Here is a 24,194-nt window from a genome sequence, read left to right as displayed (position 1 = left end):
TTTATTTTTTTATTAGAAAGTTCTTTGAAAGTAAGATTTTTACAAGTTTGATAAAAATTTGGAAACATTTCTGATTTAAGAAATGAAAAAAATATTCTAATTCTTTATTATCTAGACTATTACCAATTCTAGACATTGAAATTTTTCTTTTCATTTTTTTAATTTTATCAACATACTTAGAAGATGAATAAGTAGGACCGCGATCAGAATGTAGAATAAAATTATTTTTAAATCTAGTTTTTAAAATATTATTTAATACTAATTCAATATCATCATTTAATGATATTTCATATGTAACAAACTTGGTTTATGTTCAATAATTACCGATAAATATATGTGGTTTTGATTGATATTTTTTGGTGTTGGAATGTATGCAACATCAATTTCATATATTACATTATTTAAGGAAATATAATCTCTTTTAATTAAATTTTCAAATTTAACATTAGTGTTCTTTTCTTCTTCTTTTGTCCAACAAAAGTAACTAAATGAAGTTTTTTCATATAGTTTCCTAATGTTCTTGGGTTAATTTTTATATTATGCATTTTAAAAATATAATATGCTAATCTTCTTTTGCACTTTTCATTATTATTGAAAAAATTTTTTATAATAATTTCTTCATACTTTATTTTTTCTCTTTAACAATGAATTTATTCTTTTTCTTTTCATAAAAAGTTGATTTTGCAATACCCAATACTTTAGCTTTTTGGACAGAAGTAAATTTTTTAATTTCCTCAATATTGTAAATATCAGGTTTAATATCATTTTCCTTTATTATTCTGTAATAATACTTTATAAGAGATTATTTTTTATCATCATTAAGAGATTTTATTCAAGAAAAATTAGGCTTTATTTTCTTTTTTCTTCCTGAACCTTTACTTTTTTAGACGATTTACCAGTTTTTGATTGTATATCCATATCTAAATTATATATTCTTCTCTTTGATAACATATTAATCATTGGATTTTAGTCAAATATTTATTACGTATTTTATATGAAATTTGTTCAAATTCACTTTTACTTATTTTGTGTGTTTTTTTTATGCATCATATGCGTTAAAGATTTTTACTCATTCTTCTGTTTTTAAATGTCTCATTAATTTTCTCCTTTTAAATATGTGAAAAAATCACTCGGAAGTGTCCGAATGATTTTTCTCAGTCTAGTAATATTGACAGAGATTTTTTTAAATTATTATTAATTAGTTATTTGATTTATACTGTCATTGATTTTGATTTTGTTTCTATATTTTTAAATTCATCAATAATTTTCTTTGTTTCTGTAAGCAATCAACTAGCATCATGTTTTCTTGCTTTAATGTTACCATGATTAATTAATTTAAATTTATCAGTATAAGTTTTTTTCATATCTGGTTTTAGTTTTAATTCATTTATTTTTTGATGGTATTTTTTTGTTACAGTATCATAAATATGATAAATTAATAAAGTTTCTTCATCATTTAGATTTTTAGTTTTTTGGTCAATTTCAAGATCGGTTTCTAAAAATCTATTTATTAATTTTGTATTATCGATAAATTTTTCAATATTTTTAAATACTTGATTATATTTTTCAACCTTTTCTTTCCATTCATTTTGTAAGGTATTATTAATTTTTTCAAAATCTATTAATGAATTTAATTTTTCTTTTAGTCTAAAAATAATATTTTTATTATTTTTATTATCTATTTTAATATCTTTGTTATTTGTATATTTTTTTGGATAAGGAAGATCATTTATTGCTTTAATAACTTTTATAAGTTCAACTTTTATATTATCAATTGTTGTTTCTAAAGCCACTAATTCTTGAAATTTTTTTTCATCAGAAATTTTTTTTGCTTTTATATTATTAACTTTTTCTATTAATAACTCTTTTGCTTTAGCATCTTGTTTCGGATACGGTAATTGATTAATTTTTGTTAATAATTCCATTGATTTTGCTTCAGGTTTTGGTTGCGGTGTAGGAGTTGGTTTATTTTCTTCTTGTTTATTACTGTTTGAACCATTGCCTTGACCAGTATTATCATTTTGTTCAGGTTTTCCTTGTTCTGGTGTTGTTGAATTTCCTTGATCATTTGGTTCAGGTTTTGGTTGCGGTGTAGGAGTTGGTTTATTTTCTTGTTTTGAATCACCCTTACCTCCTTCACCTTTATTTTCTTCTTGTTTATTACTGTTTGAACCATTGCCTTGACCAGTATTATCATTTTGTTCAGGTTTTCCTTGTTCTGGTGTTGTTGAATTTCCTTGATCATTTGGTTCAGGTTTTGGTTGCGGTGTAGGAGTTGGTTTATTTTCTTGTTTTGAATCACCCTTACCTCCTTCACCTTTATTTTCTTCTTGTTTATTACTGTTTGAACCATTGCCTTGACCAGTATTATCATTTTGTTCAGGTTTTCCTTGTTCTGGTGTTGTTGAATTTCCTTGATTGTTGTTTTGCTCTATTGCTTCTGTGCTAGAATCACTTGCTTTAGGTTTTTTATTAGCACAAGCTACTACACTAGCACCAACTAAAGTTGAAATTGATAATAATCCAAGCCCACTAAAAATTTTCTTGTATTTACTCATTATTCTCCTTAATACTTAAAAATTGTTAAAAATACTTAATATAGATTTAATAATTAGTTATGTATGTAGTACGAGAAAATTTTAGTAGTCAATCATTATAAAAACTTATCAATTTACTTTGCAAAATGAGCAAGTTCCTTTTTTTTTTTTTTTTTTAGCAAAATGTAATAAAATGTAAAAAATTATTTTTAGGTCTATAATTTACATTTATAAGTATTTTGAAAAAAAGCTATATAAGAAAATGAATATAACTCATTTAAAACTAAGAGTATTTTCAATTTCACAAAATAAAGTATTGTTTTTTAGCATTAAGATGCTAATATTTTTAGTTTATAGTAGTATATAAGGACTATTTCTGTGATGTTTTCGAGATTTTATTTTATACTACTGAATTTTCTAATTAATCTTCTTCACCAGGATGAGGTATTCCTAATTTATCATAAAAATCAATAGTTGAGCCATCAGATAATTTGTCATCATCACCCTCAATGACGTTAAAACTTTCTTCATCTTTTATAGGTGCGACTGTTTTAATAATTTCAATATTTTTAAATGCATTAGTATTTTCTTTTTGTAACGATGGTGTTTGTACTTTAATAATAGCTATATAGTCTTTTCATTCTTTCTTTTCTTTTGGAACAACTTAATCATTTTAATTTTATTTCTTTACTATAAATGATTTCTTTTGATGATTCCTCTTTTGCAACACACCATTATCTAATTGCGTTTTAGTAGAACCACTAAAATCGTCATCATTAATACTCTTTTTTGAAACAATTTCTTTGAATTTTAAGGTGGTTTCAAAATAATCTAAGATATTTTCTGGATCTTTGTTATTAATGAAAGGAGTAGAATGATTATTTTTTATTCCAATATTTGTTTCTTCGTTAGTTGATTCTAAAATTGAAAAAGTAAAATGAATTTTCTTTTTATCTTCATCTTTGATGATTCTTTTTTGATAGATGATTTTAATGTTAAGGCATCAATTTTTTTGTTTTTTTCTTTGTTGAACGAAATGCAGGTAAATTATCATAAGCTTTTAATGGAAAATCAAATTTTCGTTCATCTTTGTTTAATAATTAATCATATTCATTATAAACATTATCGTAGTAATATTTTCAACAATGTTTTGAATTTTGAAGTTATTTAGTTTTTTGTGATTTTTTGTTTGTTTAAATGTATTGCTTAATAAGGGTGTTATTTTCTTTGTTACGGAACCATTTATTTGTCTTTTTAAATCTTCTTCAGTGATATCGGAATTTATTTTATTCTTAAAAGCAAGCATTTCTATTTCTCGGAAAAACTTTTCTGAGTTTAAGGATTCTAATTGTTTTGATGGTTCAGGAGTTTTTTATTTTTAGAATATTTATCTTTATCTTCGTTTTTGTTAATCTTTTTTAATATCATTTGCTTTTAGTTTATTGCTAGCGCAAGCAGAACCACCAATGTTTATTAGCATAGTGATTAATAGTAATCCAATACCGTTAAATATTTTTATACTTTTTGCGTTCTATTAAGATTCCTTTTTTTTTTTTTTTTTGTAAAAAGCAATAGAATAATCATATAAACTTATTGATATATATTTAATTACAAGCGCAAGGATGCAATGAATTATATTTATTTAATCTATTTTTATACTAGTTAGATGATTGGCAAAAATATATTTTTTCATTTTAATAGAAATAGGTCTTTAAAAATGAAAAAATAATTTAATTATTTCTAAAATTACAAAAAAACAACCATTATTTTATTAATGATTATTTTTTTATTAGCAAATTTTAAATGTTGTACCTTGAGTTTGTATTCTAAGAAGAGCATTTCGAAACTATTATTTTTAATATTGAATTAAATTTTAATTATGATTTATTTGTAGTGGGATTATTATTTGATTGTACTGCTTGTTCTGTTTTTTTATCTTCAGCTTGTGCGGTTTTTAAATTAGATTTTAGTTTATTAATATTTTTTTCTAACCAATGAATATCTTTATTATGGTTTGTTTTTTGACCGTCACTTAATATTTCTGCTTGTTTTTTAAATTTATCTTTAACTTGTTTATTTTTTAATTTATTTATTCCGGGTTCAAAAGCGAAGCGTCTTACTGTTTCATAAACATTTCAAATTAATAAACTTTCAGTAAAGTCACCTTTTTCTGAGTTATCAGTTTGTTTAAATCTTTTAAGTAAATTATTAAGACGAGCATCATCTATAAAACCTTTTAACAATTTAAAGATTTCATTATATTTTTTAATTTTTTCTTTTCAATCGCTAGGTAAAACTTGAGATATTTTATTAACTTCTGTTAGAGAATTAAGCTTTTCTCTAAATTTTTCTTTAGCAGATTTTTCGTCCTTTCGACTTAAAGAAATTTCTTTTCCTGGGTATGGTAATGCTTCTATATCATTTATTACTTTTGCAAGAACATCCTTAATATTTTTTAATTTTACTTCAAAATCATTGAGTTTTGCTAATTTCTCAGCTTCAGTTTTTTTAGCTTCTTTTTTAATATTTTCTATTTCTTCTTTTAATACCATTATAGCATGCGCTTTAGGATTTGGATATCCTGGATTCTTATCAATTTCTGCTAATAGTAATGTTGCTTTTTGTTCTAGTGTTACCGGAGGAGTTTGATCTTTGTCAGGTTTTTCTGGTTTTTTATTCATACCCTCATTAGGTTTATCTTTTTTATCAGTTTCATTAGTATTTCCTGAGTTTTCATTTGATGAACCGTCACCCTGTTCAGGTGCTTTTTCTGGTGTTTCTGGAGCTGAATCTTCAGGTTTTCCTGGTGTTTTAGGTGCTTCTGGAGCTGGATTTCCAGGTGTATTTTCTCCTTCTTTTGGTTTTGATGAATTTCCTTGATCATTTTGTTCAGGTTTTTCTTGTTCTGGTGTTGTTGAATTTCCTTGATTGTTGTTTTGATCTATTGCTTCTGCGCTAGAATCACTTGCTTTAGGTTTTTTATTAGCACAAGCTACCACACTAGCACCAACTAATGTTGAAATTGATAATAATCCAAGACCACTAAAAATTTTCTTGTATTTACTCATTATTCTCCTTAATACTTAAAATGTTAAAAATACTTAATAATAGATTTAATAATTAGTTTTGTATGTAGTACGAGAAAATTTTAGTGGTCAATCCATTATAAAACTTATCAATTTACTTTGCAAAATGAACAAGTTCCTTTTTTTTTTTTTTTTTAGCAAAATGTAATAAAATAGTAAAACTTAATTTTTTACATTATATTTAAGTAATATTTGTAAAATTATTTTTATTTTTTTAATACATAATAGTCAGAATTAATTGGCTATATTAAAAAAGTTTTTCAATGTTTTAATTAAAATTTATATTTTATTCATTAGATAGAAAAAACACCTAATTAAGGCGTTTTTCTAATAAAGAAATTTAGATTAATTCATTTTTGGGGTGCTTTTTTGTGATGTAATTTCTATTTTTATTTTATCAAGTTCAGATTTAATACTATTTGCATCTGTTGCCTGAATATTATCTATTTTTTCGCTAAATTCATCTAATTTTTTGTTATTTTTTGCAGTATTTAAAACATCATAAGTTTTATGCATAGCAGAAATCGCATCATCGATCGCAGCAAGAGTAGTTACTTTTGCTAATTGATCTAATTTTGATATTAATTTTGTTGGTTTTTTACTTTCAGTTTTTATTAATTCATTAATTTTTGTTATATTTAATTCAGCCGCCTTTTTGGCTATATTTATAACAAAATCAATTATTTTATTAACTTCTGCTTCTAATTGTTCTAATGTTAAATTAGGTTTTTTCTTTTCATTATCACTTTCACCTAATATCTTAAACATTGCTTTGTTTTTATCTTTTTCATCATTAGGAACTATGACATATTCATATGCTTTTGAACCAGAAGTATTTTTATTAGGATCTTTACCGAATGATATTCTTCTAAATGTTTCATAAATATTTCAAATCAATTCACCTTCGCTAAATTTTTCTTGGTCTTCACCATATAATTTAGCTAAACGACCATTTAAACCTTTTATTTGTGATTCCCCATATTTATTAGATTTAAACTTATCATTGTTAATAATTTCTTTATATTTATTAATTGTTTTCTCATATTTTTTAAAAGTAGTTTCAAGTTCATTTAGTTCATTTATTTTTTGTTCTTTTGTTACATTTTGTTTAATCTTAATTGCTTCAATTTTTGTTTTCAAAAATGCCCTTGTTGCATCTTCTGACTTAACCTCGGTAGTTGGATAAGGAAGTTTATCGACTAATGAATTTAATGCCTCTACTTTTTTATCGATAGTTATTAAATTAGGTGTTTGTTCAGGTTTTTCTTTTATTCCTGAGTTTGGCATATCTGTTTGACCTTCTTTTTTGCTTTGATCTTCCCCTTTTGATTTTCCAGTATCATTTGGTTTCTCTGTTTTTCCTTGATTATGTGTTCCAGGAGTAGAATTTTCTGGTGTTTTAGGTGCTTGTGGAGCTGGATTTCCAGGTGTATTTTCTCCTTCTTTTGGTTTTGATGAATTTCCTTGATCATTTGGTCCAGGTTTTTCTTGTTCTGGTGTTGTTGAATTTCCTTGATTGTTGTTTTGATCTATTGCTTCTGCGCTAGAATCACTTGCTTTAGGTTTTTTATTAGCACAAGCTACCACACTAGCACCAACTAAAGTTGAAATTGATAATAATCCAAGACCACTAAAAATTTTCTTGTATTTACTCATTATTCTCCTTAATACTTAAAATGTTAAAAATACTTAATAATAGATTTAATAATTAGTTATGTATGTAGTACGAGAAAATTTTAGTAGTCAATCATTATAAAAACTTATCAATTTACTTTGCAAAATGAACAAGTTCCTTTTTTTTTTTTTTTAGCAAAATGTAATAAAATAGTAAATTAGATGTTTTAGTATTATATTCAAGACTTAAAATATTAACATTACTTTGAAATTTTATATTTTTAAATATCTAAAACATATCTAAAATTTATTTTTATTTCACAAATTAATGTTAATAAATATTATTTTTAAGTACGCATGCATAAAATAAAAAATCTTTGTAATAAAATGGATATTACAAAGGGAAGAACTAAACAAAATGCTTGAAGTCTGTTAATAAAATAATTATAAGCAAAGCAAAAAAGAGAAAAAATATTTAGATTTTGTCCGAATATTTTTTCTCATTTTATATAAATATTCTAATTTTAAATATTTGCTATTTAGAGATTTTGTATAAAACTTTCTACACTTTATTGTACATATTTTAAATTTAGATGTTTTTGAATATTATCAAGTCGAAAAATGCATAAAAAAATTGGTTAAATTATTAATAACCAATTATTTATTTGATTAAAAAACGCAGGAATTAAATTAATTGATGGTCTTCTAATGCTTTTTTAATTGCATCAATTGATTCTTGTTCATCTTCACCAGATGTTTTGATAGTAATTATTGATCCATATTTAATGCCAAGAGCCATAATATTCATAATAGATTTTAAATTACCTTCACGTCCATTATATGATAATTTTGCATCTGATTTATATTTTGCTGCAATTGCAGTAACTAAAGAAGTTGGACGAGCGTGTAGTCCAATTGGATCAATGATTTTACATGTAAATTCTTTCATATATACCTTTCGCTTTTTTATATAAAAATAAATATTTATTTAACTAAAAAATTATAACACATTAAATTAATGTTTTTATTCAGTCGTAGAAAAAATTTTCAAATTTATTGTAGTTTCTTTCTTCATTAGTTTTTTTATGAAAATTACTACAATGTTTATTATATTCATTAAATATAGAGTTTATCTTCTCCACAATTTTACCATCTAAAATGTCAACGGTTTCATATTGCGAAAACATACTTCTTGGATCTAGGTTATTAGTACCTACTCATGCGATTTCATCGTCAATTACACCCATTTTTGAGTGTAAAAAATGATCATCATAAATTTTGACTTTTAAACCAAATTGAATGAATTTATTTAATTGATTTAAACCAACTTTATAAACAAACTTTTTATCAGGTAAACCTGGAAAGTAAATAGTTACTTCTACTCCACTTTTTAATGCAATAATTAGTTGCTTTTCTAATGAATTAGTTATTGCAAAATAAGGTGTAGCAATTTTAATGCTTTTTTTTGCATTAGATAGAGCCAATAAGAAAAAATCTTCGATTTTTGAATGACCATACGATGGTGAATTAGCTATTAATATACCGCTAGCATTATACTCAAGTTTTTTTTGTTCGAAGTTTAAGTATTTTTGAATATCTAGTTTTTCATTAGAAATTAATCTTCATAGCTTAATAAATAATAAAATGTATTCATTTACATATGGACCTTCTATTTCATAGTTTAAATCAATTCAATGACCATATTTAGGAGCTAACGATGCATATTCATCAGAGATATTATTTCCACCAGAAAATACTTTTTCAGAGTCAATTAAGAAGAATTTTTGATGGTTTCTACTGAATGATGAGTGATTAATGAATGGATAATATATTTTCCCAATCATTTTGATTTTAATTGAAGTTATCTTAATTAAGTTTTTAAGGTATTTACGTTGTTTCCCAATTGCTCCAAAATCATCTATTAATCATTTAACTTCAACACCTTGCGCTTGTTTTTCCTTGAGAATATTAATTATTTCAGTAGCTATTTCACTATTTTTAATGATATACGAAACAATAAAAATACTTTTTTTAGCATTTTTTAAAGCAATTATTAATTTTTGATAAAAACGATATCCTTCATTTTCTACTGAAATTTTAGCATCATATGATAAAGTTTTTTTTCCGTTTTGAACTTTTTTAATTAAAAGTGATTTATCTTCATTTTTTGCTGCTGGGATTTTGTCTAAATAATACGATATTTTATATTCAGGTAGTAAATCTAGTTTTCTTTCAAGTTTTTTCTTTCCGACTAGGCCAAATAAGAAAAAGAGAATATGACCAAAAACCGGGATTATGACAATTAAATATATCCAGCTAAATTTAGCTTGATTATTTCTATTTTGACTATATATAATTAAAATAATAATCACATTTGATAAGTATAGACCAATTAACAATAGTCAAATAAATAAATTATTGAAAAATAAAGTAGAAAAAACAATTCCGAAGATAATACCGCCAGCAATAATTGTTTGAATTATTAAAAAGATTATTTTTTTTATTGAAAAAACTTTTTTCATTATAAATACCTACTTTAGATTTGAAAAAGGTAGTTCTATATTTTTAATATATAGTTTTTCATTTGGATAAATTTTTTTAATTTCTTCGCATATAGCTCATGAAAATACTTGTTCAACTAAATGAGGAATTTCTAATATTTTAATATTTAATTCTTGATAATTTAGCCATTCATTTCATTTAATATCACTTGTGATAAAAAGATTAATGTTTTGAGTTTTGTGGAGTTCATTAATTTGCTCAATTGAACCTGAACCTGCTAGTATAGCAATTTTTTGAAAAATATGTTTATCATCAACTTCGAAATTAGTTCTTATAGCATTTTTGAATTTAAAAACTTCATCAAAAGCATTAATTAAATTTATAAAAGTGTTTTTGTTTTCGAAAATTGCACAATGTTTAGGAGAGTCTTTATCAAAAAGTGTATTATTAAGTTTTAAATATTTTAGAATTTGATATGAAGTTCCATATTTTGCAGCATCATAATTGGTATGAATTGAAAATGCTGTGATTTGCATTTTTTTTAAAGATTGATAAACGGCTTTTTTATATGGAGCATTTGAAAATTCCGATTCGTAAGTTTTATTAAATATAAAAGGATGATGGGTAACTATTAGATTACAATCATTATTTATTGCATATTCTAATACATCATTTGTAAGATCGATAGCAAATATGACACCTTTAAGTTTCTTGTGTTGTTGCGATTTTACTGAGTAACCGGTTGGATCTCAAATTTCTGCACAATTAATCGGATATAAACTAATTAATTTTTGAATAAAACTTTTAATAGTCATAATTAAGCGAAGTTTTTAAGAGTCGGTCCATATTTTGGGTGGTTTTTAAGTTTTCTAAGAATTTTATTTTCGATTTGTCTAATTCTTTCTTTTGAAACATTATTTCTTGATTTTGCTATTTCTTCTAAACTATGTACTCTATAAGGGATTCCATTTTCATCTTCACCAACACCATAACGCTTACAAATCAATTCTTTTTCATCAGGTTCAAGTCAATTTATCATTTCACGTAAGATGACACTAAACTCTTCTTTGGAAGAGTGGTCCACAGGGTTAATTATAATATCATCTTTAACAAAATCGCTAAATTGTGAATCATTTTCTTTTCCGACTTGTTTATCTAATGAAATAGGATCAGTATTAATTTTTCTTATGTATCTTACTTTTTCAGCTGTGAATCCGCCACCGATTCTATTAGCAATTTCATCATCAGAAGGTTCATATCCAAATTCCTGATGAAGTTCTCTTTCAACTTTTGAAACCTTATTGATTGTTTCAACCATATGAACTGGAACCCTTATGGTTCTAGCTTGATCAGCAACTGCTCTAGTGATTGCTTGTCTTATTCATCATGTAGCATAAGTAGAAAATTTATATCCTTTTGATACATCGTACTTTTGCACTGCTTTCATAATCCCGGCATTACCTTCTGAAATTAAATCAATGAATGACAAACCTCTATTTTTATATTTCTTAGCATTATTGATTACTAGACGTAAGTTTCTATTGATAAGGGTATCTCTAGCTCTTTTTCCGCTAAATCCACCTTTAATCATTTTGATTGCTAATTCTCTTTCTTCTTCTTCGGATAGCAATTTTCCATACTTTCCGATTCAACGCATATATCATTTAACAATATCATTTGTTTCGGTTAATTTATTTGATAGGTTTTCAGGTTTTTTATCATCAAAATTAAGAAGCATTGACGAATTGGGGTTGTTAAAGTTTATATCATCTTCAATATTGAATTCATCATCGTCATCATTATATTCTTCGAATATATTTTCATCTTCATCATCGCGCGATTCTTCTTCATCATCTTCTTCAGCTTTATCTTCTGGTTCGATTTTATCTATTGATGATATTTCATCATCTCAATTTCCAAGATTTTCGAGATCTTCATCAATGTAATCATCATCTTCATCATCTTCATCAAGATTTAATTCGTTATCATCTAATTCATCAAAACTTTTAACTTCTAGAGTTCCAAAATCATCATCATCAAAGTTTTTATTATTTTTTGTAAATTTTGATTGTGAAATTTCATTTTGAAAATCATCGAAATTAACGTCATCATTATCGTGCAAGTCATTATCATTTTTTAAGATCTTTTCTGCAATTAATTCTGCTAATAAATCATCCATTTGCTCATCTTGAACTTCTAATGAATTTGCTAATAAGGCATCCATAACTTCTTCTTGAGTTAAAAAATCTTTTTTAAGTCTCTTTTTTTCTTTGTTCAAAAAAGTTATAAAAGGTTTAAATTCTTTTTTCATTATGCTCCTTTATATTTTTGTATTTTTAAATTTTTTAAGCTCTTTCATTAAATTTGAATTTTGTTTTGGACTTGGAACTATGTTTAGTGCTTCATTTTCAAATTTATAAACATCAATTAATTCTTGGATTAGCGGGCTTAAAGAAACTTTTCCAGAATTATCAATAATTACTTGATTAATTTCATCAAGATATTGTTCATAAAAATTATTTAGTTCAATATCATTTAGTTCTGGTGAAATTTTTTTGATGATAGATTTTATAATTGTATGCATTTGGTTTTTTGTGTTTTTTATTATTTCATCTATGGTAGGTTCTGCTCGGGAATTTAATAATTCAAAATAATTGTATGATAAGTCTTTAATTTTATCATATGCTTTAAATAAATCATCTGGTTTGCTAAAAATTATCGCAGAATTATCTAATTCATAAAATTTTTTTGCTAAATTAGGTTTTAAAACAAAATACATTAAAAATTTAAGTCTTATGTTCGTTGCGAAGATATCTTTAAATTTATTATATGATTGATCTATGTATATTTCTTGAGGACTATTATAATAATAATCATAAAAATCACTTTCGATAAAAGCATTTGCGTTTGTGTCAATCTTATTATAAGTTTTAGATAAATCAAAATTAAATTCAATTTTAATTTTATTTTCAATGTAATTTTTTTGATCTTTGTTTAAATAAATATAATAATCTAATATTTCATTTATAAACGAACTTAAAGTTGAATAATTGTAATTATTATTTAGGTTATGAGATTTCACTAATGTTTGATATAAAAAGTCAATACAAGATGTTTTTTGATTAAAGATTCATAACAAAGATTCTTTTCCTTCATTATTAAGGATTTCGTCAGGGTCTTTATCATAAGGATTAACTATAACAAAAACATCATATATTTTATTTTTTAAAAGTGTTTTTATTGATTTTAATGTTGCTTGAATTCCGGCTTCATCATTATCTAAAAAAAGTGCAATTTGATATTTTTTAATTAGTTGAAGATGCTCGAGTGTAAGAGCAGTACCCATTAATGCAACAGAATTATAAATTCCAACTTTATCTAGCGCAATAACATCCATAAATCCTTCAACAATGATTACTTCTTTATTTTTTTCAATGTGTTCTTTTGCATTGAAGAAGTTGTATAAAATTTGTGATTTATTAAAAAGTTTTGTTTCAGGTGAATTTAAGTACTTTGGTTTTTGTTGGTTATTTAAAACTCTAGCACTAAAACCTACAATATTGCCATATGAGTTTCTAATACCAAAAGTTATCCGATTTTTAAAAAGTTCTTTAAAATTATCATTAATTAAACCTGCTTGAAATAGTATTTTTTTATCTAGTTCTGTATTTTGAGAAAAATATTCAATAAGCTCATTTTCAGGTGCATAGCCTATGTCAAATTTTTTTCTAAGTTCATCATCAAGCAAATTTCGTGAAGCTAAATATTCTTGTGCTTTGCTATTTTTAAAAATTTGAATTTTATAAAATGCATTCACTACATTTAAAGCTTCTGTAATTTCGAGCTCTTCATCAGTCATTTGAGGAAGATGAGAGTTTAAAAATGCACTAAAGTCATAATTTAAATTTAATTCTTTTGCTAAGAATTCGAGACTTTGATAATAATTTTTATTTAAATATTTTTTAACAAATGTTATTGCATTTCCGCTTTCAGAACATGAGAAGCACTTGTAAATTTTTTTAATTGGTGAAATAGTGAAACTAGGTGTAGTGTCTTGATGAAATGGACATAAACCAATGTAATTATTTCCTTTTTTAGTTAGCGAAATATAACTTGAAATAAGATTGACAATGTCGATGGAGTTTAATATTTCTTCATTTATTTTTTTAAAATCTAAATTAGGCATTTTTATAAATATTTGTTTAATTCATCTATTTTAATTCTAATTTGTTGCATTGTATCACGATTTCTTAATGTCACAGTATTATCATCTAAAGTTTCATAATCAATTGTTAAACATCAATATGTTCCAATAGCGTCTTGTCTGCGATATCTTTTTCCTATTGAACCAGTTTCATCATATATTACAGATAATCCTTTATCTAGTAAGTTATTAAAAATTTCTTTTGCTTTATTAGAAAGTTTTTTAATTAAGGGTAAAACAGCTACTTTATATGGTGCGATTTGATATGGAAATCTTAAAACAATTCTAGTGTCATTTTCCTGAATATTTTCTACTTCATATACATCTGAAATAACAGCAAGCATTAAACGATCTAATCCAATGCTTGGTTCTATTACATATGGAAATATTTTTAAATTTGTTTCTGTGTCTAAATAATCTAAGTTTTCATTAGTTGCTTTTGAATGAGATTTTAAATCATAGTCAGTACGATTAGCGACTCCTAATAATTCGCCTCAACCAAAAGGGAAGTTATATTCAATATCTGTTGTGCCTGCTGAATAATGTGATAATTCCTCTTTTTCATGCGCCCTAAGACGAACGTTTTTAGATTTAATACCTGTTTTTAAAATAAATTCATGAGCTTTTTGTATGTAGTAATTAAATCATTTTTCTGCTTCATCTGGTTTAGTAAAAAATTCTAATTCCATTTGTTCAAATTCTCTTGTTCTAAAGATAAAATTTCCAGGGGTCACTTCATTACGAAAACTCTTTCCTATTTGGCCTATTCCAAAAGGTAATTTTGGTCTTGCTGTTCTGAGCACATTTTTAAAATTCACAAATATTCCTTGTGCTGTTTCAGGTCTTAAATAAATTCTTGATTTATTTCCCTCGATAATACCTTGGAATGTTTCGAACATTAAGTTAAATTGTTTAATATCACTTCAAGTGGTTTTTGAACCTTCATATTTTGGAAGGTGTTTTTCTAAATATTCTTTCATTTCATCAAAAGTCATTTTTTCAGGAATTAAGTTAGGATCTATTTCTTGAATTAATTTATCAGCACGATATCTTTTTCCATTAACTTTATTTTCAATTAATGGATCAGAGAAATTCGAAACATGACCACTAGTTATTCAAACTTGAGGGTTCATTAAAATTTTAGAATCAATTAAAAAGTTATTGGATTCTTTGAAAATAAATTCTTTTTTTCAAAGATCGCGGATGTTATCTTTTAATAATGAACCGAGCGGTCCATAGTCTCATGTATTAGATAATCCACCATATATTTCACTACCTTGATAAACAAAACCTGTGTTTTTTAAATGATTTACAATTTCATCCATATTTTTCTTTATATCTAACATGGACATATTATACCAAAAAATAGTCTTTTATTTAACAAATAAAAGACAATGTATTTATCTAGTATTTATCATTAAAAATAAACTGAATATTTTAATTTATTTTTAGTTCTTTAATTTAATATATTAAAAATATGAAATTAAAGAACTCGAATACACTTGTTATTATTCTGCAGTAATAAATTTTATATATAAGATAGAATAGTTATTATTGTAAAAATTATTGTAAAGATTAAACAATTAAAAAAATATGGAAATGATGTTTTATATGCGAAGCTATTTTTATATTCAAATTCACGGATCTTTGTTTCGTGATAGATTCTCTTTTCATTTTCTGTCATTTTTTCCAAAATACTTTTTTCTTTTCTTTCTTGAAATTCTGGTGACCCATTGCGTATTTTATCTATGGTCTTTGATAATAAACCTATTTTTAAACCAAAAGCAAGTCAAGAAAGTACAAAACAAACAATACTTGCAATCGCTATAGAATTTAAAAAAATATAATTTAATTTATTCACATTAGTTAGATGATAAATTAAAACAATTATTCAAAAAACTATTATAAAACTACTTAAAACTATATATAACTTTTTTGAACTAAATTGATATCTAAAATACATAGATAAAATTTTTCTTTTGCTGAATTCATTTTTCATTTTTAACCTTTTTTGGGATTTTTTAACTGTTTAATGTTTTTTATAAATTGTTTAAAAATCCATCAAAATTTAATTTTATTAATAATTCTATTAAATTTTGAAGACTCATTATTAAGTTCGATTTCCGCTTTTGTTACTAAAGAATTTTTCTTAAAATTAAAGAATAAGTAACAAAGAAAATTTCATTTTTTTGTTCCTATTTTAACCTCTAATAAATTATGTTCATTTCGACTTTTTTGATCAAGTTTTTTAATTTTTATAATACTATTTTTGTGATAAATTTTATCACCTTCAAAGTATGAGTTAACCACTTCTAAACTAATGTTATAATCCATTTTAATGTTATCGTTTAGTAAAAATACATTTTTATTAGTTTCTTTCATTTTTTTATATTTATAATCAAAAAGATTGTTGTTAATTTTGTAATTATATAAAATGAAACAAAATCTAATAATAAACGGAATGTTATTGTAATCTAAATTATTATATAAATTATTTGAAAACTTATTATCAGAGTAGCTTAATAAAACATTATTATTTGAGATATCTTCATTTTTTTCATATGGAATTGAAAATCTGTAAAACAAATTAAAGATATTTTTAGAAGCGTAAAATGGAATATAAATTTTGTTTTTATTTAAAATACCTATTTTTTTTCATGTTAAATAATAATTATTTATATATAGAAAAATTAGATCTTCTTCATTTAGCAAAACATATTTATTTTTCGTTTTAACATATATTTTTAATTCATTAAAACTATTTATAAATATAAAAATATCAGCCTTATAAGAATTAATTTTAAATGCTTTAAAGAAATTGAAATTAGCTTCATTTAAATTATGCAAATTTTTATATATTTGACTTAACTTATGAACTTTAAAACCTGCATTCACTAGTATTTTATTAAGAATATAACTTGTTTCAGCATCTGAAATTAATGTATATACAGTAAATGATGGTTTTTTGGTAATTTTTTGGAGTTTTTCTATGTTATCTTTAATTAATTTTTCAGAATAGAAGTTTATGATTTTATCTATATTTAAAGTTTGGTGTTCTTTTATTTTTCCTAAAACAATATTGGATTTAAAATGCAATAGTTCAGCAATAAATGATTTTTGCTCTTCGATACTTATTTCATGATTGTTGTAATAGATTTTTAAGTAATATTTATTGGTATTTTCATCATAATTAAGATAAATACCATTTTTAATATCCCAGGTTTTAGTGGTTTCATTAATTAAAAATTCACTAACAAAATTAGCATTATGTATAAAAACTTGAAATTTGTTTCTATTTAAAAATCTAATTAAAAAATCTTTCAATTTTTGAATTTTTGGAGAGTCATGACTGAATCCGATAATAATCTTTCTATTTTTAGTAAAGTCATAATTTTTATTAAAAATATGAATAATAGCAATTAAGGTAAAAAAGTTTATCTGATTAAATCCATAATCATCATCACCATAAAACTTAATTCCTGATGTTGTTGATTTTGGCATTTTAATAAATTTTTCATATAGTGACTTATTTGTTTTTATTTCAGTTATAAATGTCTCAAAAGAACGGTTATAGACCCCTTCATTTGTGTAGAAACTATACCAAGATTTTAAGGTTTCGATATTCATGTTTTACCTTCCAACTATTTTTTAAAATTTTACCAAATTTAAAGTAAAATAGATTATAAATATGTAAAAGGAGAAATATGTCTTTAAAAGCTGGAATTGTTGGATTACCAAACGTTGGTAAAAGCACTTTATTTAGTGCAATTACAAAAAAACAAGTAGAAGCATCAAATTATGCTTTTACTACAATTGAGCCTAATATATCTTCTGTTCCGCTAATTGATCCAAGATTAGAACAAATTGCAAGTATTGTTAAACCTGATAAAATAATTTGAGCAACTTTTGATTTTGTTGATATCGCTGGACTAGTAAAAGGAGCCTCAAAAGGCGAAGGTTTAGGTAATAAATTTTTAGCAAATATAAGAGAAGTTGATGCAATTATTCACGTGATAAGATGCTTTGAAGATAAAAATATTATGCACGTAGCTAACTCAGTTGACCCCGTTCGTGACAAGGATGTTATTAATTATGAATTAATTTTTGCAGATCTTGAAACAATTACAAATGTTTTAAATAGAGTTGCTAAAAAAGCAAAATCAGGTGATAAAGATGCAATTATTGAACAAACCGCAGCATTAAAAATTAAAGAGGCTTTAGAAAATAACCATCCGGCTCGTGATGTAGTACTCGATGAAAATGAAGCAAAATATATAAAGGGATACCATTTATTAACTTATAAACCAATAATATATGTTGCTAATTTGGGAAATGAACAATATTTAAATTATAAAAATGATTCCCTATATCAATCATTATTAGAATCATTAAAACCAAATGAAAAGTTAATGCCAATTTCTGTACAAGTTGAATCTGAACTTGTACAAATCAATGATCCAAATGAAAAAAAAGAACTTTTGGATTTATATGGGATAAAAACAAGTGGACTTGATTTGTTAACAAAAGAAGCTTTTGAGCTGCTTAATTTAGAAACTTATTTTACAGCAGGGCAGATTGAAGCAAGAGCCTGAGTTTATCATAAAGGTTGAACAGCTCCAAAATGTGCTGGTGTAATTCATACCGATTTTGAGAAGAAATTTATTAAAGCTGAAATTATTGCTTTTGAAGACTTTATTAAATACAATGGAGAATTAGGCGCAAAAAATGCTGGAAAAATGAGACAAGAAGGAAAGCAATATATAATGAGGGATGGCGACATATGTCATTTCAAATTCGGAAAATAATAAAATTATCTTAATAGTAAGATAATTAAGGACTAATGTATTAAGTTATATTTATTTGAAAGGAAATATTATGAAAAAAGTGAAGAAAATACTAAACATTTTAATAGGTTCAAGCTCATTTGCGTCCTTTATTGTTTCTGCCTCATGTACTAGTGTTAAAAATAATGATACAAGCAAAGGATCTAAAACACCAAAAGAAGATAATGAATCTTCTAAAACTCCACAAGAAGAAAGCAAGGATATTCAAGCAAAACAAGATACAAGTAGTGAAAACAATAATTTAAAGATTAAAGAAATACTTGGTCCTAAGCTTTCGAAATTAGTTGCTTCAAAATATACTATCAAAACATTCCAACCACCACTTATAATGATTTATTTTGCTAAAAAAGATGAAATGGTATCTACATATTTATCTAAACCAATAGAAGGCAAAGAAGTTGTGTTTGATGCAAAATATAATACTGAAAAAGTTGATGATGCAATTATGCAATATGAAGGTACTGTAAAGGATAATCCTAATCAAAAAGTTCAAGTTTCAATTTTCGGAAGTTTAAACGATGAGAATAAAAATAATCATGAATCAGAAAAGCTCCCCGAGTCAATTAAATTTGAAGTTAATGAAAGTGCTGAAAATATTTTAAGAGAAAATGAAGTATTGGAAATCCCCTTTATTGGTAAAATAGATGATTATTTAAAAGGCAAATTGCAAGTTAATGAAAAGAATCAATATTTAGAATATACTGCATTAATAACCAAAGTAGTTCAATGAGATGAAAAAGCTTATTTAGTTGCAAATGTTATTGTAAAAAATGCAAAAGGTGAAAAGAAAATTTTCACTTTATCAATTGGGCAAAAACCAGTTTTAAAACAAGTGTATTCAAGTGAAACAATAAATGATGTAACTGAAGTTGATCTTAATGAAATTGAAAATGATATAAATGAAAATGAAGCCTTTATAAATAGTCTTAAAAATGATGATATTTATAAAATTCAAGTTGCTGCATTTATTTCAAATTTTAAAGCTAATAAAAATAGTTTTTTAGGATCATCAAATGTATCAAAACAAGCTAGAAAACAGTTATTAGATAGTTGAATAAATTTTAAAAAAACGTATTTTAATATTTTAAACGAAAATAATCTTGGTACTAGTGAAATGCAAGAAGAGATTGATAAGTCAAAACAAATTTTAAATAAACTTATCCAATTAGCAAATATGACGCAAGGAATTTTGGATAAGTTTGAATCAAGAATCAATGATCTTGGAACAAAGTATTCAACTTTTATCAATGATCCAACAAAAACAGTTGATGAGCTCAAAGAATTTACAAAAACATTTAAAGAAAGTGTTGATGAATTAGAAAAAGAATTTAATAAAGAAATCTCAAAAAGCACAAGTAATATGTCAAGAAATAATTAAACTAAATTGTCTAAAAAGCTTTTTAGTTTTTTTGCAAAAAATTTAAGTACTAAGTCGATATATAAACATGATTTTGCAAAAAACATAAGGATTTTGAGTGATATTATGGTAAAATATTAGATATATTATGGGGTGCAAATGAAATTATCTTTAGTGTCATTAGTTACAAAAAACGTTGAAAATGTAAAAAAATATTTAGATTCATTATTATCTCAAACCTCAAATGACTTTGAGATTATTTTATGTTTAAATGGAAAAGAATCTGAAAATAAACAGATTATTTCATTATTAACTAATTATTTTGAAAAATTTAAAAATAGATTACAAGTTATTTATAATTCAAAGACTAATAGTTATCAATATAATCTTCTTAGTGCCTTTAAATTAGCAAAGGGAGAGTATATAACAGTATTTAATACTGATATAACTTTAATTAAGTATTATTATATTGAAAATATGATTAAAAATGCTGAAAAGTATAATGTTGATGTTTTGGAATTCAAACCAAGACTTAATGGTTCAATATCTTGAAAACCAAAAGCGAGATTAATAAATGATCGTAGAATTGATTTAGCTAAAAATCCTCTTCCATTCGCTTATGTTTTCCCATTTATTTTTAATAAAATATTTAAGAAATCATTGGTTCAAAAAGTAATGAAATTTAAATTAAAAAATACTAATGATACTAAATTGTGCATTGAATTAAATTATATTTTATTGTTTGAAGCAAAAAGTTATACTTATTTAGATTTTAAAATTTATCGTGAATATTTTCCTGCTGATATGTGATTAAATTCTAAAAGAGTCCTTAATATATTTGATGAACTTGAGAAATATTTACTTAATATGAATCGCAAGCTATTTGAGGAAATCACTTATGCTAAATATTATTTTTTGAAACTCTTAATGACAGGCTTTTTGAAAGAAACAAGTTTTACGTATAAAAATATTTATAAAACAAAAGAAGAAATTCATGAAAAAAGAAGCAAATTATTATTAGCTAAACACTTAGAACTTTTAGAAAAATTAGAGGCATTTTATAAAGCAGAAAATTATTTACTTACTAATCCTTATTTTTCAAGAAATAATGAAGAAGTAACATTAATGCTGTTTCCGATAAGTAAGATGAAAAATAAGAAAATTTTAAAACAACTTGTCTAATGTACAAAAACTCAAGTTTTATTAAAAGATTCGTAGCAAATATTATTGATTTAGTATTATCTTTATTATTAATCATTTTACTTTTTTATCTTATTTCTTTTTCTAATAAAAATAATCAAGAAATAAGTAAATTTTCATTTTATGGAGGTTTTGTATTAATAATAATTTGTATTAATGTTTTTTATTTGATAATTCCAATTATTATTAAAGGTAGAACGTTTGGATTATTAATTATGAAATTAATTATAATCGATTCAGGAACTAAGAAATTTACCATTAAAATGATTTTATTGAGAAATGTCTTTGTCTCTTTTTATTTAACATTTGTTATGCTTTTTATTATGATTTTTTTATCTGAAAAAAGCTTTGTAGTTGTAAATGAAAGAGGACATATTTTTTTAAAAATTCGTGATGATATTTATCATAAAATTGTGCTTCAAGTAGTTGTTATTTTATTATCTATAATTTTTTCAATTTACACATTTGGCTATTTATTTAATATTTTTAAAGCAAATAGACTTTCAATAATCGACTTTTTGACAAGTAGCAGAATTGTAGAAAATAAAAAATATACTAAAAATAGTATCGTTAAATTCACACCAATTTATTATGAAAAAAGAAAATTTAGGTACATTAATAATAAAAATTAAGAAAGGTTGCTCATGATTTTGAAAAAAATTGACTTATTAAGTGATTTAAATGAAAAGCAAAGAGAAGCTGTTGTATTTTTTGAAGCACCTTTACGAATTGTGGCTGGTGCAGGAACCGGAAAAACAAAAGTTTTAACTCGTAAAGTAGCTTATCTAATTAATGATTTAAATGTTCCGCCTAGCGCTATTTTAGCTGTTACTTTTACTAATAAAGCAGCAAAAGAGATGATTAGTAGAATTGAAAAATATTGTCAACAAAATAAAGAAAAGTTAAACGTTTTAACTTTTCACTCATTTTGTACTAGTGTTTTAAGAAAAGAAATACGTGTTCTAGGATACCATACTGATTTTTATATTGTTGATGAAAATGATAAAGAACAAATTTTTAAAAGAATTTATAATAAATTAGAAATAACTCCGCATGAAATAAGTTATAAAACATCAGCACAATATATTTCATGAGCTAAAAACTTTTCTGAAGACCCTGCTGAATTTGCTAATGTACTTAATCGTGAAAAAAGACCAACTATTCTTGCCAAAATTTATTTAGAATATCTTAATGAACTCGCTTTACAAGGCTCTCTTGATTTTGATGATTTAGTTATTCAAACTCATCGTTTATTTACATTAAGACCTGATATTTTAAGAAAATACCAGGAAAAATTTAAATATATTTTGATTGATGAATTTCAAGATACTTCTGTTTTACAATATGAAATTGTAAAAATGCTATATACCGATTCAACTCACATAACTATTGTTGGGGATCCTGATCAAACCATTTATAATTGACGTGGTGCTGATGTTAGTTTAATTTTAAATTTTGATAATGAATTTTCTAATTCTCGCACTATAATTCTTGATTTAAATTATCGTTCAACAAAAAAAATATTAGCAGCAGCTAATAAGCTAATAAAATATAATAAAATGAGATATAGTAAGGATCTTATTACTGAAAATGAAGAAGGTATCGAACCTGAGTTTTTTCATAGTTTTAATGAAGAAGGCGAAGCAAGATGAGTTGTTAACAAAATAAATGAATTGAAAAAACAAAAAAATCAATTAAAAGCAATTGCGATTTTATTTAGATCTAATTATTATTCAAGAGTTTTTGAACAAGCTTTGGTAGAAGAAAATATTCCACATAAATTTATTAATGGTATAAAATTCTATCAAAGAGCAGAAATAAAAGATGCATTAGCATTTTTAAGAGTTTTATTTGATGGACATGAAATTTCACTTGAAAGAATAATCAACGTTCCAAACCGTGGTGTTGGTGAGGTTAGATTAACAAAAATTAGAGAATTTGCTCGCAAAAAAGGAAAAACAATATTTTTTGCATTAAAAGATCATTTTAAACAACTTAATGTAAAAGAATTAGGCAAGGATTTTATTATTAATAAATTACACCCTTTTATGAGTTGCATAATTAAATATCAAAAAATTTTAGCATCAAAAACAAATAGAATCAATCGAATTTTAGATTCATTTTTAAATGAAATTGGTTTTTATGATAGTATAGAAAATAATAAGAATTTAAGAGGAACAGCAAAAGAAAATGTTAAAGAATTAATCAAATCGATAGAAACCTGAGAAAAGAAAAATATTGGAAAAACAATTGAAGATTATTTAAATATGATTAATTTATTATCTGTTACTGATGAATTTCATAATGAGACTAATTATGTTACTTTAATGACCATTCACTCAGCAAAAGGATTAGAATATGACAATATATTTTTAGTTGGTCTTAATAAAGGAGTTTTTCCAAGTCTTAGAATATTTGAAGAAGGCGATTTTATAAATAATTCAAAAGATAAGACTACTAATGAATTACTTGAAGAAGAAAGACGTTTAGCTTATGTGGCAGTGACCAGAGCTAAGAAAAGATTATTTTTATCATCATCTAGGGGAAAAATAATTGGTACAAATATGCATAAGGAAATATCACAATTTCTTGATGAAATGGGCATTAATACAAGTGATAAAATTTTATTACAAGATCAATCTAATTATGTACCAACCGATGATGATCCAGAAGCAATTTTTAAGAACTCAAAAATTATTGTTGGTGATATTATTTCACATATAATTTTTGGTGAAGGCGAAGTTATTGAGTCGCGTTCATCAAATGATATTGTTGTTAAATTTCATAATGATGGAAAAGAAAGAACGTTAAATAAAATGCATAATTCAATAAGGTTAATTAGTAGGTAAT

At 24.4% G+C, this 24,194-nt stretch carries 18 protein-coding genes; 5 read left to right on the top strand and 13 right to left on the bottom strand.

The window, feature by feature from the left end:
- Positions 1 to 1,211: 1,211 nt before the first annotated feature.
- The 13 genes from EXC48_RS02730 to EXC48_RS02670 all read right to left on the bottom strand — a co-directional run bounded on the left by EXC48_RS02730 (position 1,212) and on the right by EXC48_RS02670 (position 17,570).
- On the bottom strand, positions 1,212 to 2,558 hold the full coding sequence (locus tag EXC48_RS02730) for a hypothetical protein (protein ID WP_129720673.1): 1,347 nt from the start codon (positions 2,556 to 2,558) through the stop codon (positions 1,212 to 1,214).
- A gap of 658 nt (positions 2,559 to 3,216) precedes the next feature.
- A complete protein-coding gene (locus tag EXC48_RS02725; RefSeq protein ID WP_129720672.1) occupies positions 3,217 to 3,591 on the bottom strand; it encodes a hypothetical protein in 375 nt (124 codons plus the stop codon).
- 39 nt (positions 3,592 to 3,630) lie between these two features.
- Positions 3,631 to 3,843: a hypothetical protein gene (locus tag EXC48_RS02720; RefSeq protein ID WP_129720671.1), complete on the bottom strand. Its 213-nt coding sequence runs from the start codon at positions 3,841 to 3,843 to the stop codon at positions 3,631 to 3,633.
- A 571-nt stretch (positions 3,844 to 4,414) separates the two neighbouring features.
- Positions 4,415 to 5,605, bottom strand: coding sequence for a hypothetical protein (locus EXC48_RS02715; RefSeq protein ID WP_129720670.1), 1,191 nt, complete (start codon positions 5,603 to 5,605; stop codon positions 4,415 to 4,417).
- 363 nt (positions 5,606 to 5,968) lie between these two features.
- Positions 5,969 to 7,279, bottom strand: a complete 1,311-nt coding sequence (locus tag EXC48_RS02710; RefSeq protein WP_129720669.1) for a hypothetical protein — start codon at positions 7,277 to 7,279, stop codon at positions 5,969 to 5,971.
- A 643-nt stretch (positions 7,280 to 7,922) separates the two neighbouring features.
- Positions 7,923 to 8,186, bottom strand: coding sequence for an HPr family phosphocarrier protein (locus EXC48_RS02705; protein WP_015287360.1), 264 nt, complete (start codon positions 8,184 to 8,186; stop codon positions 7,923 to 7,925).
- A gap of 61 nt (positions 8,187 to 8,247) precedes the next feature.
- Positions 8,248 to 9,759 (bottom strand): phospholipase D-like domain-containing protein, encoded by a 1,512-nt coding sequence (locus tag EXC48_RS02700; RefSeq protein WP_129720668.1) that lies wholly within the window; start codon positions 9,757 to 9,759, stop codon positions 8,248 to 8,250.
- A gap of 9 nt (positions 9,760 to 9,768) precedes the next feature.
- Complete coding sequence (locus tag EXC48_RS02695; protein WP_129720667.1) at positions 9,769 to 10,554, bottom strand: Nif3-like dinuclear metal center hexameric protein; 786 nt, start codon at positions 10,552 to 10,554, stop codon at positions 9,769 to 9,771.
- A gap of 2 nt (positions 10,555 to 10,556) precedes the next feature.
- On the bottom strand, positions 10,557 to 12,050 hold the full coding sequence (locus tag EXC48_RS02690) for an RNA polymerase sigma factor (RefSeq protein WP_129720666.1): 1,494 nt from the start codon (positions 12,048 to 12,050) through the stop codon (positions 10,557 to 10,559).
- Between the two features lie 9 nt (positions 12,051 to 12,059).
- A complete protein-coding gene (gene dnaG, locus EXC48_RS02685; RefSeq protein ID WP_129720665.1) occupies positions 12,060 to 13,925 on the bottom strand; it encodes a DNA primase in 1,866 nt (621 codons plus the stop codon).
- Positions 13,926 to 13,927: 2 nt separating this feature from the next.
- Positions 13,928 to 15,268, bottom strand: coding sequence for a glycine--tRNA ligase (locus EXC48_RS02680; RefSeq protein WP_129721068.1), 1,341 nt, complete (start codon positions 15,266 to 15,268; stop codon positions 13,928 to 13,930).
- Between the two features lie 203 nt (positions 15,269 to 15,471).
- Entirely contained in the window at positions 15,472 to 15,942 is a 471-nt protein-coding gene (locus EXC48_RS02675) for a hypothetical protein (RefSeq protein ID WP_015287353.1), read from the bottom strand.
- A gap of 2 nt (positions 15,943 to 15,944) precedes the next feature.
- Entirely contained in the window at positions 15,945 to 17,570 is a 1,626-nt protein-coding gene (locus EXC48_RS02670) for an MAG5620 family putative phospho-sugar mutase (protein WP_129720664.1), read from the bottom strand.
- 77 nt (positions 17,571 to 17,647) lie between these two features.
- On the opposite strand from EXC48_RS02670, the gene ychF reads away from it, so the two are divergent.
- From ychF to EXC48_RS02645, 5 genes are all read left to right on the top strand, one after another.
- Positions 17,648 to 18,748 carry a redox-regulated ATPase YchF gene (gene ychF, locus EXC48_RS02665; protein WP_129720663.1) on the top strand — a complete coding sequence of 367 codons (1,101 nt, stop codon included), beginning with the start codon at positions 17,648 to 17,650 and terminating at the stop codon, positions 18,746 to 18,748.
- A gap of 70 nt (positions 18,749 to 18,818) precedes the next feature.
- Positions 18,819 to 20,165: a hypothetical protein gene (locus EXC48_RS02660; RefSeq protein WP_129720662.1), complete on the top strand. Its 1,347-nt coding sequence runs from the start codon at positions 18,819 to 18,821 to the stop codon at positions 20,163 to 20,165.
- Positions 20,166 to 20,303: 138 nt separating this feature from the next.
- Complete coding sequence (locus EXC48_RS02655) at positions 20,304 to 21,326, top strand: glycosyltransferase (RefSeq protein ID WP_129720661.1); 1,023 nt, start codon at positions 20,304 to 20,306, stop codon at positions 21,324 to 21,326.
- Positions 21,326 to 21,976, top strand: coding sequence for an RDD family protein (locus EXC48_RS02650; protein ID WP_015287347.1), 651 nt, complete (start codon positions 21,326 to 21,328; stop codon positions 21,974 to 21,976). The genes EXC48_RS02655 and EXC48_RS02650 overlap by 1 nt, the downstream gene beginning before the upstream one ends.
- A gap of 12 nt (positions 21,977 to 21,988) precedes the next feature.
- Complete coding sequence (locus EXC48_RS02645; protein WP_129720660.1) at positions 21,989 to 24,193, top strand: ATP-dependent helicase; 2,205 nt, start codon at positions 21,989 to 21,991, stop codon at positions 24,191 to 24,193.
- The last annotated feature ends 1 nt before the right edge of the window (position 24,194 follow it).

The organism is Mycoplasmopsis cynos, assembly GCF_900660545.1.
GTDB classification, from domain to species: domain Bacteria; phylum Bacillota_I; class Bacilli_A; order Mycoplasmatales; family Metamycoplasmataceae; genus Mycoplasmopsis; species Mycoplasmopsis cynos.
The sequence above is the reverse complement of the archived record's forward strand: the minus strand, read 5'-3'. Positions and strand labels throughout refer to the sequence as shown.